Source organism: Nonomuraea corallina, assembly GCF_027620315.1.
GTDB lineage: Bacteria > Actinomycetota > Actinomycetes > Streptosporangiales > Streptosporangiaceae > Nonomuraea > Nonomuraea corallina.
In genome coordinates this window covers 19,419-37,041 of the sequence record NZ_JAPNNL010000062.1, presented here as the reverse complement: position 1 = coordinate 37,041, position 17,623 = coordinate 19,419, and the positions used below count along the sequence as shown (strand labels likewise).

The following is a 17,623-nucleotide window of genomic DNA, read 5'->3' as shown; positions in this document are numbered from 1 at the left end:
CGCTCGGCCTCGCGTTCGGCGCGGCGGCGCGCCCGCTCCTTACTCAAGGGTGCCGAGCCAGTTGCTCAGCAGCGCGGCGCCGGCGTCGGCGGACTTCTCCGGATGGAACTGGGTGGCCATGAGCGGGCCGTTCTCGACCGCGGCCACGAACGGCACGCCGTGCTCGGCCCAGGTGACCACCGGCTCGGCGAAGCCGTCGCCGGTGCGCAGCTCCCACTCGCGCACCCCGTAGGAGTGGACGAAGTAGAAGCGGGTGGCGGCGTCCATCCCGGCGAACAGGACGCTGTCCGCCGAGGTCTTGACGGTGTTCCAGCCCATGTGCGGCAGCACCGGCGCGTCGAGCCGCTCGACCGTGCCGGGCCACTCGCCGCAGCCGGCGGTCTCCACGCCGTGCTCGACGCCGCGGGCGAACAGGATCTGCATGCCGACGCAGATGCCCAGCACCGGCCGGCCGCCGGCCAGCCGCCTGCCGACGATCTGGTCGCCGCGCACGCCCTTCAGCCCGGCCATGCACGCGGCGAACGCGCCGACGCCCGGCACCACCAGGCCGTCGCACTCCAGCGCGGCCTCGAAGTCGGAGGTGACGGTCACGTCGGCGCCCACCCGCGCCAGCGCCCGCTCGGCGGAGCGCAGGTTGCCCGACCCGTAGTCGAGCACCACGACGTTCCGGCTCACCACCACATCACCCCCGCGAACAGCGCCATCGCCGCTCCCAGGCCGCAGAAGGCGGCGCCGATCCTCATGCCCTGCTTGATCAGCGAGACCACGCCGCCGATGAGGAACAGGCCGAGGAAGACCATGACGACGGCGATCACGTTCTCGGTCATAGCACGCCCTTGGTGCTCGGCACCCCGCTCGCCCGCGGGTCGAGCTCCGACGCCGCGCGCAGCGCCCTGGCCAGGGCCTTGAACTGCGCCTCCACGATGTGGTGGGCGTTGCGGCCGTACGGGACGCGGACGTGCAGGCAGATGGCCGCCTGGGCGACGATCGACTCCAGGATGTGGCGCGTCATCGTGGTGTCGTAGTCGGGGCCGATCATGGGGGCCATACCCTCCGGCTCCGAGTGGACCAGGTAAGGCCGGCCGGACAGGTCGACGGTGACCTCGGCGAGCGCCTCGTCCAGCGGGCACGACGCGCTGCCGAACCGCCGGATGCCCGACTTGTCGCCCAGCGCCTCGCGGAACGCGGCGCCCAGCGCGAGCGCGGTGTCCTCGATCGTGTGGTGGGAGTCGATGTGCAGGTCGCCCTCGGTCTTGACGGTCAGGTCGAACAGCCCGTGCTTGCCGAGCTGCGCCAGCATGTGGTCGAAGAAGCCGACCCCGGTGGAGACGTCCAGCGCGCCCGTGCCGTCGAGGTCGACCTCGACCAGGACGGACGTCTCCTTCGTGGTGCGCTCGACGCGGCCTACGCGACTCACAGAACTCCCTCCAGCGCGGCGCGGAACGCCGCCATCTCCTCGCCGGTGCCGATCGACACCCGCAACCACTCCGGCGGGCCCACCTCACGGATGAGCACGCCCCTCGCCAGCAGCCCCTCCCACACCGCGCGCCGGTCGGGGAAACGCCCGAACAGCACGAAGTTGGCGTCGGAGTCGGCAACCGCCAGGCCCTTGGACCGCAGCCAGCCGACCGTGGCGTCACGCTCGCGCCGGAGCTCGTCGACGGTGCCCAGCAGCTCGGCGCGGTGCCGCAGCGCCACCAGCGCCGCCGTCTGGGTCAGCGTCGACAGATGGTACGGCAGCCGCACCAGCAGCAGCGCCTCCACCACGGCCGGATGCGCGGCCAGGTAGCCCAGCCGGGTGCCGGCCATGGCGAACGCCTTCGACATGGTGCGGGTCACGATCAGCCGCGGGTGGCGCGGCAGGAGGGTGAGCGCCGACGGCGTGCCCTCGCGGGCGAACTCGGCGTAGGCCTCGTCGACCACCACCATGCCGGGCGCCGCGGCCAGGATCTCCTCGATCGTCCCCAGCGGCTGGGCGGTGCCGGTCGGGTTGTTGGGCGAGGCCACGAACACCAGGTCAGGCCGGTGCTCCTCGATCGCCGCCACGACCTTGCCGGGATCGAGCGAGAAGTCCTCCTCGCGGGCGGCGTGGATCCACTCGGTGCTGGTGCCGGTCGTGATGATCGGATGCATCGAGTACGAGGGCTCGAACCCGAGCGCGCTGCGGCCGTGGCCGCCGAACGCCTGGAGGATCTGCTGGATGATCTCGTTGGAGCCGTTGGCCGCCCACACCCGCTCGGTCGTCAGGCCGTGGCCCAGGTAGGCGGCCAGCGCGGCGCGCAGCTCGACGGCGTCCCTGTCGGGGTAGCGGTTGAGCTCGCCGGCGACCCTGCCGACCGCCTCGGCCAGGTCGGCGACCAGCGCCGGGGACGGCGGGTGCGGGTTCTCGTTGGTGTTGAGCCGGACCGGGACGTCGATCTGCGGGGCCCCGTAAGGGCTCTTGCCGCGCAGGTCGTCGCGGATGGGCAGGTCGTCGAGCGTGACCTCGCCGGGGTTCATGACGGCACCTGCCAGTCGAATCGGGCGCGGACCGCGGCGCCGTGGGCGGGCAGGTCCTCGGCGTCGGCCAGCACCGTCACGTGCGCGGCCGCCTCGGCCAGGGCCTCACGGCTGTAGTCGACGACGTGGACGCCGCGCAGGAATGTCTGCACCGACAGCCCGCCGGAGTGGCAGGCGCAGCCGCCGGTGGGCAGCACGTGGTTGGAGCCGGCGAGGTAGTCGCCGAGCGAGACCGGCGCGTACGGGCCGACGAAGACCGCGCCGGCGTTGCGCACCCGGGCGGCCACCGCGGCGGCGTCGGCGGTCTGGATCTCCAGGTGCTCGGCGGCGTAGGCGTCGACCACCTTCAGCCCGGCCTCCAGGTCGTCGACCAGCACGATCGCGGACTGGCGGCCGGCCAGCGCCTCGGCGATGCGCTCGCTGTGGCGGGTGGCGGCCACCTGGGCGGGCAGCTCCTTCTCGACGCCCTCGGCCAGCTCCTCGCTGTCGGTGACCAGGACGGCGGCGGCGATGACGTCGTGCTCGGCCTGGCTGATCAGGTCGGCGGCGACGTGCACCGGGTCGGCGGTGGCGTCGGCCAGGATCGCGATCTCGGTCGGGCCGGCCTCGCTGTCGATGCCGATGCGGCCCTTGAGCAGCCGTTTGGCCGCGGCCACCCAGATGTTGCCGGGGCCGGTGACCATGGTGGCGGGCGGGCACTCCTCGGTGCCGTAGGCGAACATGGCCACGGCCTGGGCGCCGCCCACGGAGTAGACCTCCTCGACGCCGAGCAGCGCGCACGCGGCCAGGATCGACGGGTGCGGCAGGCCGCCGAACTCCCGCTGGGCGGGGCTGGTGACCGCCAGCGACGGCACCCCCGCCTCCTGGGCGGGGACGACGTTCATCACGACCGACGACGGGTAGACGGCCCGGCCGCCGGGGACGTAGAGGCCCACGCGGTCGACCGGCACCCACCGCTCGGTGACGGTGCCGCCGGGCACGACCTGGGTGGTGACGTCGGCGCGGCGCTGGTCGCGGTGGACCAGCCTGGCGCGGCGGATGGACTCCTCCAGCGCGGCCCTGACCTTCGGGTCCAGCTCGTCGAGGGCCGTGACGATCGCCTCGGCGGGCACCCTCGTGGTGGAGATCTCGACACCGTCGAACCTGGCGGTCAGCTCCCGTACGGCTGCCGCCCCGCGATGGCGCACGTCCTCGCAGATGGGCCGCACCTTCTCCAGGGCGGCCTCGACGTCGAGCTCGGCGCGGGGCAGCACGTCGCGCAGGTCCGGCGGAAGGGACCCGCGCATGTCGATACGGGAAATCACCCTCCTAGTCTACGGAGTCCGACCCCTGTATCCGCTTCCGTCCACCATGCGGACACCTTCGGGCGTGGCCCCTGGCGCGGGGAGGAGCCCGAGGCAGGGCCGTGAGGCTGTCAAGGGGAACAGCCTCACGGCCGCTCGCCCTGGCCCGGGCCGAGCGCCAGGGCGAGGCGCCGTGGCGGGGAAGGCCACGGCTCAGGGGAGCTCCGGCGCTGATGCTTCCCCGGACGCGGAGGAACTAACGCCGCCTCTTGGGCCGGGCTTTCCCTCGCCGCTCCGGGCTTTATACGTACTTTGTCATTACGTGTCCTTTACCTAGCTTTTTGTACGATCGCGGCATGGCGATCTGGCGTGCACCCGACGGCATCGTGGTGGAGGCCATCGTGCTGGACGACCGGCCGCTCCTGCGCATCTCCCAGGACATCGGCGGCCGTCTCTACCTCCAGGGCTACTGCGCCGGCGTGAGCGAGCTGGCCGCCCACGGCGTCGACCTGGCCCAGCTCGTCGAGGACGACCGCCGGACGGCCTGACCCGGAAGCCGGCCACGCCGCCCGGGTTACCTCAACGACCCGGCCGGGGTATGCCATCCGTCATGGCGCCGCTGCCCACCTACGCGCCGATGCTGGCCCAGCCCGGCTCCCTGCCCACCACTCACCAGGACGAATGGGCCGTGGAGATGAAATGGGACGGCGTCCGCGCGATCGCCTACATCGCCGACGGGACCGTGCGGCTGCTGTCGCGCAACGTCAGGGACATCACCGCCGCCTATCCCGAGCTTCGGCTCATGGCCGGCGCCGCCGGGCGCCGCCAGGCCGTCGTCGACGGCGAGATCATCGCCTTCGACGAGGCCGGCCGGCCCAGCTTCGGCGCGCTCCAGCCGCGCATGCACCAGCGCAACCCGGTCAGCGTCGCCGAGCTCGCCCGCGCCGTGCCCGTGACCTTCATGGCCTTCGACCTGCTCCACCTCGGCGACGACCCGCTCGTCCAGCTGCCCTACACCGCACGGCGTGAGCTGCTGGAGGACGTCTTCACCCCCGGCTACCGCTGGCAGGTGCCCGTCCGCTTCCACGACCACGCCGAGGACGCCTTCGCCTCCTCCCGCCGGCTCGGCCTCGAAGGCGTCGTCTGCAAACGACTCACCTCCCCGTACCGCCCCGGCAGGCGCAGCGGCGAGTGGACCAAGGTCAAGAACGTCAGCGCCGTCGAGGTCGTCATCGGCGGCTGGAAACCCGGCGCGGGACGACGCTCCGGCGGCATCGGCTCCCTGTTGCTCGGCTCGTACGACGACGCGGGCCGGCTGCTGTTCGTCGGGCACGTCGGCACCGGCTTCACCGAGGCCATGCTGCGCGACCTGCACCAGCGCCTGGCCCCGCTGGAGCGGCCCGACCCGCCCTTCGCCGAGCCGGTGCCCCGCGAGCACGCCCGGGGCGCCCACTGGGTGCGGCCGCTCCTGGTCGGCGAGGTCCAGTACGCCGAGCTGACCGGCGACCACCGGCTGCGCCATCCGTCCTGGCGCGGCCTGCGCCCCGACCGCGACCCGGGTGAGGTCCGCCTCGGCGGGCCGGGCTCCCCGGGCGCCTCGGCCGCCGGTTGACCCCCGCCCGCGCCTTTACATTGTAGATTCGCTACACTCGACAGGTGGGCAAGTCGAAGACCAGGGGCGGCACCCCCGCCACCGTCGCGCTGGAGAAGGCCGGAGCGCGGTTCACGCTCCACCCCTACGACCACGACCCCGCTGCCCAGGCCTACGGCGAGGAGGCCGCCGACGCGCTCGGCGTCCCGTACGAGCGGATCTTCAAGACGCTCGTGGCCGAGACCGAGGGCGGCCTGGCCGTCGCGGTCGTGCCGGTGGCGGGCAGGCTCGACCTGAAGGCGCTCGCCTCCGCGCTCGGCGGGAAGCGGGCGGCGATGGCCGACGCCGCCAAGGTCGAGCGGGTGACGGGTTACGTGGTGGGCGGCATCAGCCCGCTCGGGCAGCGCAAGCGGCTGCCGACCGTCGTCGACGCCTCGGCGCTGGAGTTCGAGACGGTCTACTTCTCGGCCGGCCGGCGCGGGCTGCAGATCGAGACCGCCCCGTCCGCCCTGATCGAGCTCACCGGGGCCGTGACCGCGCCCATCGGCAGACCGGCCTGACGCCTCACCAGCCGCGCGGCGGCCGCCGGCGCTCGCCGAGCAGCCACTGCATGAGCTGGCGGTGGCGCCTGGAGATCGGGTGGTGCCTGCCGGGGCGGTCGTGCCGCCCGCGGGCCCGCGTCCCGTTCTCCTCCTCGTCCCGCTCCTCCTCCAGGCCCGGGGTGTGGCCGCCGCCGAAACGGTCCATGTCCGGGCGGTGGAAGCGGCGGGGCTCCTCGTCCCGCAGCGCCTGCCGTATCGACTCCACCCAGATCGGCCCCGGCAGCGAGGCGCCCTGCACGGAGCCGTAGTACTGGTCGCCGATCCGCACGTCCCTGAGCGGGTAGCGGTACGAGCCGCGGATGTCGCCGACGCTGACCGCGGCCGCGAGCTGCGGCGTGTAGCCGGCGAACCAGGCCGAGGTGTAGCCGTTGTTGGTGCCGGTCTTGCCGGCGGCGGGCCGGCCGGGGTCCTGGCCGCGCATCGTCCCCTTGTCGAACACCCCGGTCAGCACGTGGCTGACCGCGTCGGCGACCTCCGGCGCGATCGCCCGGCGGCAGTTCGGCCGCATCCCGGTGCGGCGGTCGTTCCTGTCGACGATCTCCACGATGGCCAGCGGGCGGCAGTAACGGCCGCGGGCCGCGAGCGCGGCGAACGAGGCGGCGACCGTGAGCGGGTCCATCTCGTTGACGCCCAGCGTGAACGTCGGCACCTCGCGCAGCGGCCGGCCGTCGGCCCTGGTGATGCCGAGCCTCCTTGCGGTCTTGACCACGTCGCAGAGGCCGACCTTGCGCTCCAGCATCATGTAGAAGATGTTGACCGACTTCCAGGTGCCGGTCTCCAGGCTGTGCGGGCCGCCGTCGCTGCCCTCGCCGCTGGCGTTGTACACCTCCGTCGACGGGTCGTTGACCGGCCGTCCCGCGCAGTCCCGGTAGCCCGACGACGGCACCAGACTTCCTGGCGTGTCGAACCCGTCGCCGAACCGCCAGCCCTCCCTGAGCGCGGTGGCCAGGGTGAACACCTTGAACGTGGAACCGGCCTGCAGCCCCTGCCCGCCGCCGTGACGGGCGTCGGCGACCAGGTTGTAGGTGGTGCGCGGGCCGCCCTTCTTGCCCGGGCCGACCTTCTTGCTGGCGGCCATGGCCCTGATCCAGCCGCTGCCCGGCTCCACCATCGCCTCGGCTGCCACCTCGGTGTCGGCCGGGTCGACGCGTTCGCGGATGGCCCGTTCGGCGGCTTTCTGCGCCCTCGGGCTGAGGCTGGTCCTGATCACCAGGCCGCCGCGCTCCATGCGGGCCCGGCGCACCGCCGCCGTGCTGCCGAAGGCCTCGTTCGTCAGCAGCTCGCGCTGCACGTACAGGCAGAAGTACGGATGCTCGCTCTGCGAGCAGCCGCCGGGCTCGGGCCGCAGCCGCAGCCCGAGCGGGCCGGCCTTGGCGGCCGCCGCCCGCTCCTTGGGGATCAGCTTCAGTCCCGCCATCCGGTCGAGCACCAGGTCGCGGCGCTCCTTGAGCCGCGCGCGGTGCGAGCGGCCGATCGACGGGTCGGTCGAGTACGGGGTGCGCACGGCGCCGGCCAGCGTGGCCGCCTCGCTCAGGGTCAGCTCGGCGGCCGTGGTGGAGAAGAACCGCCTGGCCGCCGCCTCGACGCCGTGGGCGCCGGCTCCGAAGTAGGCGATGTTCAGGTACTTCTCCAGGATCTCGTCCTTGCGGTACTTGCGTTCCAGCGCCAGCGCCAGCCGCAGTTCGTGCACCTTGCGGGAGATGCTGGGGGCGCGGGCCCGGTCCCGTTCCTGGTCGGTCTGGGCGTTCTCCACCAGGATGTTCTTCACCAGCTGCTGGGTGAGCGAGGAGCCGCCCTGCCGGATCGCGCCGGCACGGGTGTTGGCGATGAGCGCGCGCAGCGTGCCGATGACGTCCATGCCGCCGTGCTCGTAGAAGCGGGAGTCCTCGATGGCCACGATCGCGCGCCGCATCACCGGCGCCACCTGCGACAGCCGCACCGCGGTCCGGTTGGCCTGGTAGAACTGGGCGAAGGTGCGCCCGCTCGTGTCGACCAGCCGCGTCACCTCGCTCAGCGGCTCCTCACGCGGGGGCGGCGGCAGGTGGGTGAAGGTGTCGGCGGCGCCCTTGGCGGCCAGGCCCGCCCCGGCGACCACGGGCGCGGCCAGCGCCGCCACCAGCACCCCGCCGAGAGCGCCCACCAGACCCAGCGTGGCGATCGATGTGCGGTCAGTCACGTCGTTGATGTACGACCGTCCGATCCCCGGCAAACGCCCGGTTCCTGACTCTTTACGATCCTCTGCTGATGTTCAGACCGAGGGACTGGAACTGCTCGAACGGCCGGTGGTAGCCGCGCTCGATGTGGTGCACGCCGCGCAGCGTCGAGCGCCCTTCGGCGACGGCGGCGGCCAGCACCGCGGAGAACCCGGCCCGGATGTCGGGCAGCGTCACCTCGGCGCCCCTGAGCCGGGACACCCCGCGCACCACGGCCGAGTGGCGGGCATTGGTGTCGTGGTAGCGGCAGGCCGGCCCGCCGAGGCACTGGTCGAACACCTCGATCTCGCAACCCATGCTCGTCAGCGCCGGCACGTACACCAGGCGGTTCTCGAAGACCGTCTCGTGCAGCACCGACATGCCCTGGCTCTGCGTGAACAGCACCATGAGCGGCGTCTGCCAGTCCGTCATGAACCCGGGGTGGGTGTCGGTCTGCACGGCCGCCGCCCGCAGCCCCTCCGGCGGCGCGGTGGCGCACAGGTACTCGTCGTTGATGTCGAACCGGGCGCCCATCCTGGCCAGCGTGGTGATCGCGGTGACCAGGCGGTCCTGCGGGCAGCCGTGCACGCGCACCTCCCCGCCGGTGATCAGGCCCGCCGCGAGGTACGAGAACGCCTCGATGCGGTCGCCGGCCAGCCAGGTCGAGGCGCCGCGCAGCCGCTCCACGCCCTCGATGACGATCCTGCGGTCCGGCGACAGCTCGATCCTGGCGCCCATCCGCTGCAGGAACAGCGCCAGCTCCACCACCTCGGGCTCGGTGGCCGCGTTCTTCAGCACGGTCTTGCCCTCGGCCAGGACCGCGGACATGAGGATCGTCTCGGTGGCGCCGACGCTCGGGTACGGCAGCTCCAGGCGGGTGCCGTGCAGCCGTTCGGCCTTGGCGTGGACGCCGCCTTCGCCGACCTCCACCTCGGCGCCCATCGCGCGCAGCGCCTCCACGTGGAAGTTGATCGGCCGCCGCCCGATCGGGTCGCCGCCCACCAGCGGGACGAACGCCTCCCCCGCCAGGTGCAGCAGCGGGCCCAGCATGAGGATCGGGATCCGGTTCAGGCCGGTGAACGCGTCGGGCACCCGCGGCCTGATCTCCGGGCCCCGCTCGATGCGGATCTCCTTCCCGCCGACCTCGACGCGGATCCCGAGCGCCTCCAGCATGGCCGCGGTGATGCCGACCTCGCCCACCTCGGGGGCGTTCTGGATGCTGCTCTCGCCGCTGCCGAGCATGGCGGCGACCATGTGCTTGGAGACCCCGTTCTTGGAACCCCGGACCACCACATCGCCGCGAAGTGGGCCAGAGGGTTCTATCGACCAGACCTTCTCTTCATTCACGAAGTGAGCCTAACCGGGATATACCATCGATCTGGTCCTGCCGGCGATTGAAGGGGCGTGGCGTGACGAGGGAAGTACGCGCGTTCGCGATCACTGTCCTCGCACTCGCGGTCCTCGGACTTCCCGCCGGTCTCCTGTGGTCCGCCCTGTCGCCCCGGCCGCCGTACCAGGTCATCGAGCGGACGCCGACGCTGGCCGACCCGTCGACGCAGGCGCTCATCGCGGCGGACGGCTGGTTCGCCACGGTCACCGGCGCGCTGGGGCTCGCCTGCGGGACGCTGGCCTGGTTCCTCAGCCGCCGCGTCCAGCTCCCCGTCCTGCTCGGCCTCGCCCTGGGCGGCGCGGCGGGCGCCTTCGCCGCCTTCTGGGCCGGGACGACCTTCACCGTGGGCGTGGTCGCCGTCGAGGCCGCGGCCGCCCCGGGCGTCGCCTTCCTGCCCGGGCCGCTGACCCTGACGGCCAAGGGCGTCCTGGTGTCGTGGCCGCTGCTCGCCACCGGGGTGTTCGGTTTCCTGGAGGGCATGCACGGCTACCGCGAGTCCCCGCTGCGCAGACCCCACCCGCCCGCCGGGACCACCGCTCCCCCGCCCGGCCCGACCCCTCCCGGCTGAGGCGCCCCGATCACCCGTCAGAGCGGGGGACGTCGGGAGGCGTGCCCGGTGGCCTGCTCGAACGCGCGGGCCACCCGCAGGACACGGGCGTCGGCGAAGGGCCTGCCGACGATCTGCACCCCCACCGGCAGCCCGGACGGCGTGAACCCGGCCGGCACGGACGCGGCCGGAGCGTGCAGGACGCTGATCCAGTACGCCGACCGCATCCACGCCAGGTAGTCGGGCAGCTCGACCCCGTCGACGACCCGCACGTACGGCTCGTGCGCCGGGAACGGCGGCACCTGGCTGACCGGCGCGATGAGCACGTCGTAGGTGTCGAAGAAGGCGGCCATCCGCTGGTAGAGCCCGCTGCGGGCGCGTTCGGCGCGGGCCAGGTCGGCGCCGGTGACCCGGCGTCCCTGCTCGACGTTCCAGGCCGTGTTGGCCCCGAGCCCCTGCAGGTCTCCGTAGGCCAGCGCGTAGTACCACGCCCGGTAGGTGCGAAAGGCCGGCTCGGCGTCCGAAAGGTCCAGCTCCACCTGCTCCACCCGGGCGCCGAGCCGCTCGAACACCGCGGGCGCGGTCGCGGTGACCGCCGCCGTCTGCGCGTCGACCGGCAGGCCGCCGAGGTCGGGGCTCCACGCCACGCGCAGCCCCGCCACCCCCTCCTCCGGTTCCGGCGCGTACTCCTCCCTGATCGCGTACGGCGAGCGCGGGTCGAACCCGGAGATGACCGACAGCATCAGGCTCAGGTCGTCCACGGTCCTGGCCATCGGGCCCTGCACGGACAGCGTGTACCAGGCCGCGGTCTCCGAGACGGCCGGCACCCGGCCCGGCGTCGGCCGCAGCCCCACCACGTTGCAGAACGACGCCGGGTTGCGCAGCGACCCGCCCATGTCGGAGCCGTCGGCCAGCGGCACCATCCCGGTGGCCAGCGCGGCCGCCGCGCCGCCGCTGCTGCCCCCGGCGGACCTGGTCAGGTCGTAAGGGTTGCGGGTGACGCCGAAGACCTCGTTGACGGTGTGGGAGCCGGTGCCGAACTCGGGCGTGTTCGTCTTGCCCACGGTGATCGCGCCCGCCGCCCTCAGCCGCCGCACGACCAGGTCGTCCCGGTCCGGCACGTGGTCGGCGAAGAGCGGCGAACCGTACGTGGTGCGGATCCCGGCGGTGTCGGTGAGGTCCTTGTGCGCGACGGGCACGCCGTGCAGCGGACCGACCGGCTCGACGGCGTCGGCGGCCTTGGCGGCGTCCATGGCCTGCTCGGCGACGATGGTGACGACGGCGTTGACCTTGGGGTTGACCTGCTCGATGCGGTCGAGGTGGGCTTGGAGCACCTCGACCGCGCTCACCTGGCGGGTGCGGATCAGCCGGCTGAGCTCGGTGGCGCTCAGGTAGTGCAGCTCGTTCACCCCGTGATCCTCCCCCACCCGGGGGCGTCCCACGATGGCGAGGTCTGCCCAGGCCGGGGTCCCGGCCTGGTGGAACTCCACCACCCGAACGGCCGGACGGGCGCCGGTCGGGCGGGAACGGTCAGGCGCCCAGGCAGGCCGGGCCGAGCAGCTGCTTCAGGTCGCCCATGAGCGCCGGCGACGGGGACACCCGCAGCCGGTCGTCGACCCGCAGGACGGTCGTCTTGGGGCCGTTGTGGACCTGGAGGTGGACCTCGGAGGTGCCGGGATGGGTGGTCAGGATCTCCTTGAGCCGGCTCACCACGGGGGCGGTGCAGCGGTTGAGCGGCAGGCTCACCAGCAGCGGCCCGCCCGCCTCCTGGGTCAGGTCGGGCGCCGTCACCTCCATCGCGATGATCTTGCCGACGTCCTCCCGCTTGTCGATGCGGCCCTTGACGAACACGATCGCGTCCTCGGCCAGGATGGTCGAGCAGAGCTGGTAGGCCGACGGGAAGATCATCACCTCGATGGCGCCCTCCAGGTCCTCCAGCTGGGTGAGCACCCAGGTGTCGCCCTTCTTGGTGACCTTGCGCTGCACCCCCGACAGGATGCCGCCGACGGTGACCACCTGCCCGTCGGGACGGCTGTCGTCCTGCAGCGCCGCGATCGAGCAGTCGGCCCCGGCGGCGAGGATGTGCTCGACGCCGAACAGCGGATGGTCGGACACGTACAGGCCGAGCATCTCCCGCTCGAACTGCAGCAGGGTGGTCTTGTCCCACTCGCCCACCGGGATCTGCACGTCGAAGGTCTGGTCCTCGCCGCCCTCGATCGCGCCGAACAGCGAGTCCTGGCCGATGGCCTCGTTCTTCTTGATGTCGATGATCGCGTCGACGGCCTGCTCGTGCACCATGACCAGGCCCTTGCGGACGTGGCCGAGCGAGTCGAACGCGCCCGCCTTGATCAGCGACTCGATGACGCGCTTGTTGCAGACGAGCGCGGGCACCTTGCGCAGGAAGTCCTTGAAGTCGGCGAAGCGGCCCTTCTCCTTGCGCGCGTTGATGATGCCGTCGACGACGTTGGCGCCCACGTTGCGGATGGCCGACAGGCCGAAGCGGATGTCGGTGCCGCGCGGGGTGAAGTCGAAGTCGGAGTCGTTGACGTCCGGAGGGAACACCTTGATGCCCATCCGGCGGCACTCGTTGAGGTAGAGGGCCGACTTGTCCTTGTCGTCCTTGACCGAGGACAGCAGCGCGGCCATGTAGGCGGCCGGATAGTTGGCCTTGAGGTAGGCCGTCCAGTAGGACACCAGGCCGTAGCCGGCCGTGTGGGCCTTGTTGAAGGCATAGTCGGAGAACGGCAGCAGGATGTCCCACAGCGCCTTGATGGCCGCGGCGGAGAACCCGTTGTCCTTCATGCCCTGCTCGAAGGTCACGAACTGCTTGTCGAGCTCGGACTTCTTCTTCTTGCCCATCGCCCGCCGCAGCAGGTCGGCGCCGCCCAGCGAGTAGTTGGCGACCTTCTGGGCGATGGCCATGACCTGCTCCTGATAGACGATCAGGCCGTGGGTCGTGGACAGGATCTCCTTGAGCGGCTCCTCCAGCTCCGGGTGGATCGGGGTGATCTCCTGCTGGCCGTTCTTGCGCAGGGCGTAGTTGGTGTGGGAGTTGGCGCCCATCGGGCCGGGGCGGTAGAGGGCGAGGGCGGCGGAGATGTCCTCGAAGTTGTCGGGGCGCATGAGCCGCAGCAGCGAGCGCATGCCGCCGCCGTCGAGCTGGAAGATGCCCAGCGTGTCGCCGCGGGCCAGCAGCTCGTAGGCCCTGCGGTTGTCGAGCGGCAGCTCCAGCAGGTCGATCTGCTCGCCGGTGGTCGCCTCGATCATCTTCAGGCAGTCGTCGATGATCGTGAGGTTGCGCAGGCCCAGGAAGTCCATCTTCAGCAGGCCGAGCGTCTCGCAGGTCGGGTAGTCGAACTGCGTGATGATCGCGCCGTCGGAGTCGCGGCGCATGATCGGGATGTGGTCGGTCAGCACCTCGGCGGACATGATCACCCCGGCGGCGTGCACGCCGGTCTGCCGGATCAGGCCCTCCAGTCCCTTGCCGAGGTCGATCGTCGCCTTGACGTCGACGTCCTCCTCGTAGAGCCGGCGCAGCTCGCCCGCCTCGGCGTAGCGGGGGTGGTCGGGGTCGAAGATGCCCGCCAGCGGGATGTCCTTGCCCATCACGGCGGGCGGGAACGCCTTGGAGACCTTGTCGCCGAGCGCGTACGGGTAGCCCAGGACGCGGCCGGCGTCCTTGATGGCGGCCTTGGCCTTGATGGTGCCGAACGTGGCGATCATCGCGACCTTGTCGGCGCCCCACTTCTCGGTGACGTAGCGGATCACGTCGCCGCGCCTGCGCTCGTCGAAGTCGATGTCGACGTCGGGCATGGACACGCGCTCGGGGTTGAGGAAGCGCTCGAAGATCAGGCCGTGCGGGATCGGGTCGAGGTCGGTGATGCCCAGCGCGTACGCCACCAGCGAGCCGGCCGCCGAGCCCCGGCCGGGGCCGACGCGGATGCCGTTGTTCTTCGCCCACATGATGAAGTCGGCGACCACGAGGAAGTAGCTCGGGAAGCCCATCTGGATGATGACCCGCAGCTCGTTCTCCGCCCAGGCGCGGTGCTCCTCGTCGACGCCCTCGGGGAAGCGGCGCTCAAGCCCTTTCCAGACCTCCTGGCGGAAGAACTCCTCCTCGGTCAGGCCGTCGGGCACGGGGAAGGTCGGCATGAGGTTCCGGTGCTCGAAGAACCCGGTCGGGTCGACCTTCTCGGCCACCAGCAGCGTGTTGCGGCAGCCCTCGGCCCACAGGTCGGAGGAGTCGACGGCGCGCATCTCGTCGGCGGTCTTGATGTAGTAGCCGCTGCCGTCGAACCGGAACCGGTCGGGGTCGGACAGCTGCTTGCCGGTCTGGATGCACAGCAGGGCGTCGTGGGAGGCGGCGTCGGACTCGTAGGTGTAGTGGGAGTCGTTGGTGACCAGCGGCGGGATGCCCAGCTCCTTGCTGATGCGGGTCAGCCCGTCGCGGACGCGGCGCTCGATGTCGAGGCCGTGGTCCATGATCTCCAGGAAGAAGTTGTCCTTGCCGAAGATCTCCTGGTAGCGGGCCGCGGCCTTGAGCGCCTCGTCGTACTGGCCGAGCCTGAGCCTGGTCTGCACCTCGCCGGAGGGGCAGCCGGTGGTGGCCATCAGCCCGTCGGCGTGCTCGGCGAGGATGTCGGCGTCCATCCGCGCCCACTTGCGCACGAAGCCCTCGGTGTAGGCGCGCGAGGACAGCCGCATCAGGTTGTGCAGGCCGGTCCTGTCGCGCGCCCAGATCGTCATGTGGGTGTAGTAGCCGCCCGCGGAGACGTCGTCCTTCTTCTGGTGCGGCTCGCCCCACAGCACGGGCTTCTTGTTGAAGCGGGAGGCGGGCGCGACGTACGCCTCGATGCCGATGATCGGCTTGACGCCCGCTCCGGTCGCCTGCCGGTAGAAGTCGTAGGCGCCGTGCATGTTGCCGTGGTCGGTGATCGCGATCGCCGGCATGCCCAGCTCGCCGACCTGTTTGAACATCTGCTTCAGCCGCGCGGCGCCGTCGAGCATGGAGTATTCGGTGTGCACGTGCAGATGGACGAACGAGTCGCTGGACGACATGGAGCGGCGCCTCCCGGTCTGAACGTGTGGTGTGCGGTTCGACTCTAGTGGTCCGCGCCGACACTCCGGGCGTCGTACGGCAGCGGCGTGCCGGAGTCCCTTCCGCGTCCGGCGCGGTTATCTTCTCAGTGACGGAACGTCACTAAGGAGACACGTCGTGCACATGGAGTCGGACGAGGGGTACCGGCCCGCGCTGGGGAACCGCCAGGTGCAGATGATCGCCATCGGCGGCGCGATCGGCGTGGGCCTGTTCCTCGGCGCCGGTGGGCGGCTGGCCGCCGCGGGTCCCGCGCTGGTGCTGTCGTTCGCGGCGGCGGGCGTGGCGGCGTTCTTCGTCATGCGGGCGCTGGGCGAGCTGGCGCTCTACCGGCCGGCGTCGGGCTCCTTCGTGGTGTACGCGGGCGAGTTCATCGGGCCGTGGGCCGCCTTCGCCAGCGGCTGGATGTACTGGCTCAACTGGGCGTTCACCGGCATCGCCGAACTGACGGCGATCGCCGCCTACGTCCACTACTGGGCCCCGGGGTTCCCGCAGTGGCTGACGGCGCTGCTCGCGCTGGGCTTCGTGCTGGTGGTGAACATGCTCTCGGTGAAGCTCTTCGGCGAGCTGGAGTTCTGGTTCGCGCTGCTGAAGGTGCTGGCCATCGTCACGTTCCTGGTGGTCGGGCTGGGGCTGGTGGTGTTCTCCGTCGGGCAGGCCGCGCCGGCGAACCTCGTCTCCCACGGCGGGTTCTTCCCTGCCGGGTTCCCGATGGTGCTGATGAGCCTGCAGTCGGTGGTGTTCGCGTACGCCTCCATCGAGCTGGTGGGCATCGCCGCGGGCGAGACGGCCCGGCCGGACAAGGTGATGCCGAAGGCGGTCAACGGCGTGGTGTGGCGGATCGCGCTGTTCTACGTGGGCTCGGTGCTGCTGCTGGCGATGGTCCTGCCGTGGACCTCGTACGAGGCCGGCACCTCCCCGTTCGTCACCGTGTTCGCCGGTCTGGGCGTGCCGTGGGCGGCCGACGCCATGAACCTCATCGTGATCACCGCGGCGCTCTCGTCGTGCAACTCCGGCCTGTACGCCACCGGCCGCATCGTCCGGTCGATGGGACTCAAGGGCGAGGCCCCCGGCTTCACCGCCGCGCTCAGCCGCCGCCGCATCCCGATCGGCGGCGTGCTGTTCACGGCGTCGATGTTCCTGGCCGGCGTCGCCCTGTTCTACTTCCTGCCCGAACGCGCGTTCAACATCGCCACCGCGTGCGCCTCCCTGGGCGTGGTCACCACCTGGGGCACCCTGGTCTACTGCCAGCTCCGCCTGCGCCGCACCGGGCACCGCTCCGCCTTCCCGATGCCCGGCACGCCCTACACCAACTGGCTCACCCTGGCCTTCCTCGCCCTGGTGGTGGGCCTGATGCCGTTCGCCGACGAGGACCAGCGGGTCGCCTTCTACCTGCTGCCGATCGTCGCCGCCGCCATCGCCGCGGGCTGGTTCCTGCTCGGCGTGCGCAGGAAGCGCCTGGCGGCCCTGGCCGACCAGGCGGGCTCCCCGGCGGTCAATCCCGCGGAGTGAGGCTGAGCCGGGCCAGGTCCTCGTCGGAGAGCCTCAGCCGCCCCGCGGCCACGTTCTCGGCCAGGTGGTCCGGGTCGCCGGTGCCGGGGATGGCCAGCACGTGCGGCCCCTGCCGGAGCGTCCAGGCCAGCCGGACCTGCGCGGGCGTCGCGCCGTGGGCGCGCGCCACGGCCAGCACGGACTCCTGCTCGGCGGCGACCGCGCCGCGCTCGCGCCCGGCGCCGGCGATCGCGAAGAACGGCACGTACGCGATGCCCTGCTCGCCGCAGGCCCGCAGGAACTCCTGCTCGCCGGAGGACGCCCCGACGGCGTAGGCGTTCTGCACGCAGACCACCGGCGCGATGGCCTGCGCCTCGGCCAGGTGCGCCGGCGTGGCGTTGGACAGCCCCAGATGGCGGACCAGCCCGGCCTCGCGCAGGTCGGCCAGCGCGCCGAAATGCTCGGCGATGGAAGCCGTCCTGGCGCTCCGGGGGATGCGGAGGTTCACCACGTCCAGGTGGTCGCGGCCCAGCTGGCGCAGGTTCTCCTCGACCTGGCCGCGCAGCTGCGGGGGCGTGGCCCACACCCACTCGCCCGAGGGGTCCCTGCCCGCCCAGACCTTGGTGGCGATGACCAGGTCGTCCGGGTAGGGGGCCAGGGCGCGGTTGATCAGCTCGTTGGCGGACAGGGTCGGCGAGAAGTAGAACGCGGCGGTGTCGATGTGGTTGACGCCGAGGTCGGCCGCGCGGCGCAGCACGGCGATCGACCGGTCCCGGTCGGCGGGCGTGCCGAGGCCGAAGGGGGCGCTGCCGGTCAGGCGCATCGCGCCGAGTCCGATGCGGTTGACGGTCAGGTCGCCGAGCTGCCAGGTGCCGGCGTGCGTCTGCGTGGTCATGGCGGTCCTCACGTCCTCGAAGGTTTCCCGGGCATGAG

15 protein-coding genes are annotated in these 17,623 nt (G+C 71.9%); 5 read left to right on the top strand and 10 right to left on the bottom strand.

Going from position 1 to position 17,623, the window contains the following annotated elements:
- Positions 1 to 39: 39 nt before the first annotated feature.
- From hisH to hisD, 5 genes are read right to left on the bottom strand one after another with little or no spacing between them, the layout of a single operon-like run.
- On the bottom strand, positions 40 to 675 hold the full coding sequence (gene hisH, locus OUY22_RS17425) for an imidazole glycerol phosphate synthase subunit HisH (protein WP_270156043.1): 636 nt from the start codon (positions 673 to 675) through the stop codon (positions 40 to 42).
- Complete coding sequence (locus OUY22_RS17420) at positions 672 to 827, bottom strand: hypothetical protein (protein ID WP_270156042.1); 156 nt, start codon at positions 825 to 827, stop codon at positions 672 to 674. Before OUY22_RS17420 ends, hisH begins: the two co-directional genes overlap by 4 nt.
- Positions 824 to 1,417, bottom strand: a complete 594-nt coding sequence (hisB, locus tag OUY22_RS17415) for an imidazoleglycerol-phosphate dehydratase HisB (RefSeq protein ID WP_270156041.1) — start codon at positions 1,415 to 1,417, stop codon at positions 824 to 826. Before hisB ends, OUY22_RS17420 begins: the two co-directional genes overlap by 4 nt.
- Complete coding sequence (locus tag OUY22_RS17410; protein WP_270156040.1) at positions 1,414 to 2,499, bottom strand: histidinol-phosphate transaminase; 1,086 nt, start codon at positions 2,497 to 2,499, stop codon at positions 1,414 to 1,416. The genes hisB and OUY22_RS17410 overlap by 4 nt, the downstream gene beginning before the upstream one ends.
- Positions 2,496 to 3,803: a histidinol dehydrogenase gene (gene hisD, locus OUY22_RS17405; protein WP_270156039.1), complete on the bottom strand. Its 1,308-nt coding sequence runs from the start codon at positions 3,801 to 3,803 to the stop codon at positions 2,496 to 2,498. The genes OUY22_RS17410 and hisD overlap by 4 nt, the downstream gene beginning before the upstream one ends.
- 335 nt (positions 3,804 to 4,138) lie before the next feature.
- On the opposite strand from hisD, the gene OUY22_RS17400 reads away from it, so the two are divergent.
- From OUY22_RS17400 to ybaK, 3 genes are all read left to right on the top strand, one after another.
- Entirely contained in the window at positions 4,139 to 4,330 is a 192-nt protein-coding gene (locus OUY22_RS17400) for a hypothetical protein (protein WP_270156038.1), read from the top strand.
- 62 nt (positions 4,331 to 4,392) lie between these two features.
- Entirely contained in the window at positions 4,393 to 5,394 is a 1,002-nt protein-coding gene (gene ligD / locus OUY22_RS17395) for a non-homologous end-joining DNA ligase (RefSeq protein WP_270156037.1), read from the top strand.
- 44 nt (positions 5,395 to 5,438) lie between these two features.
- A complete protein-coding gene (gene ybaK, locus OUY22_RS17390) occupies positions 5,439 to 5,933 on the top strand; it encodes a Cys-tRNA(Pro) deacylase (RefSeq protein WP_270156036.1) in 495 nt (164 codons plus the stop codon).
- 4 nt (positions 5,934 to 5,937) lie between these two features.
- Here ybaK and OUY22_RS17385 read toward each other — a convergent pair whose 3' ends face one another.
- Positions 5,938 to 8,151, bottom strand: a complete 2,214-nt coding sequence (locus OUY22_RS17385; RefSeq protein WP_270156035.1) for a transglycosylase domain-containing protein — start codon at positions 8,149 to 8,151, stop codon at positions 5,938 to 5,940.
- A 52-nt stretch (positions 8,152 to 8,203) separates the two neighbouring features.
- Positions 8,204 to 9,514, bottom strand: a complete 1,311-nt coding sequence (murA, locus tag OUY22_RS17380; protein ID WP_270156034.1) for a UDP-N-acetylglucosamine 1-carboxyvinyltransferase — start codon at positions 9,512 to 9,514, stop codon at positions 8,204 to 8,206.
- A 62-nt stretch (positions 9,515 to 9,576) separates the two neighbouring features.
- On the opposite strand from murA, the gene OUY22_RS17375 reads away from it, so the two are divergent.
- Complete coding sequence (locus OUY22_RS17375; RefSeq protein ID WP_270156033.1) at positions 9,577 to 10,125, top strand: hypothetical protein; 549 nt, start codon at positions 9,577 to 9,579, stop codon at positions 10,123 to 10,125.
- Positions 10,126 to 10,142: 17 nt separating this feature from the next.
- Here the strand turns inward: OUY22_RS17375 and OUY22_RS17370 are convergent, their stop codons facing one another.
- Both OUY22_RS17370 and dnaE read right to left on the bottom strand, forming a co-directional pair.
- A complete protein-coding gene (locus tag OUY22_RS17370) occupies positions 10,143 to 11,513 on the bottom strand; it encodes an amidase (RefSeq protein ID WP_270156032.1) in 1,371 nt (456 codons plus the stop codon).
- A gap of 121 nt (positions 11,514 to 11,634) precedes the next feature.
- Entirely contained in the window at positions 11,635 to 15,162 is a 3,528-nt protein-coding gene (gene dnaE / locus OUY22_RS17365; protein WP_270156031.1) for a DNA polymerase III subunit alpha, read from the bottom strand.
- Between the two features lie 163 nt (positions 15,163 to 15,325).
- Between dnaE and OUY22_RS17360 the strand changes: the two genes are divergently transcribed.
- Entirely contained in the window at positions 15,326 to 16,711 is a 1,386-nt protein-coding gene (locus tag OUY22_RS17360; RefSeq protein WP_270156046.1) for an amino acid permease, read from the top strand.
- On the opposite strand, the gene OUY22_RS17355 is transcribed toward OUY22_RS17360, so the two are convergent.
- The gene (locus OUY22_RS17355; protein ID WP_270156030.1) at positions 16,695 to 17,585 is read right to left on the bottom strand and encodes an oxidoreductase; all 891 of its coding nucleotides are present in this window, start codon (positions 17,583 to 17,585) and stop codon (positions 16,695 to 16,697) included. The genes OUY22_RS17360 and OUY22_RS17355 overlap by 17 nt on opposite strands.
- Positions 17,586 to 17,623 lie beyond the last annotated feature (38 nt).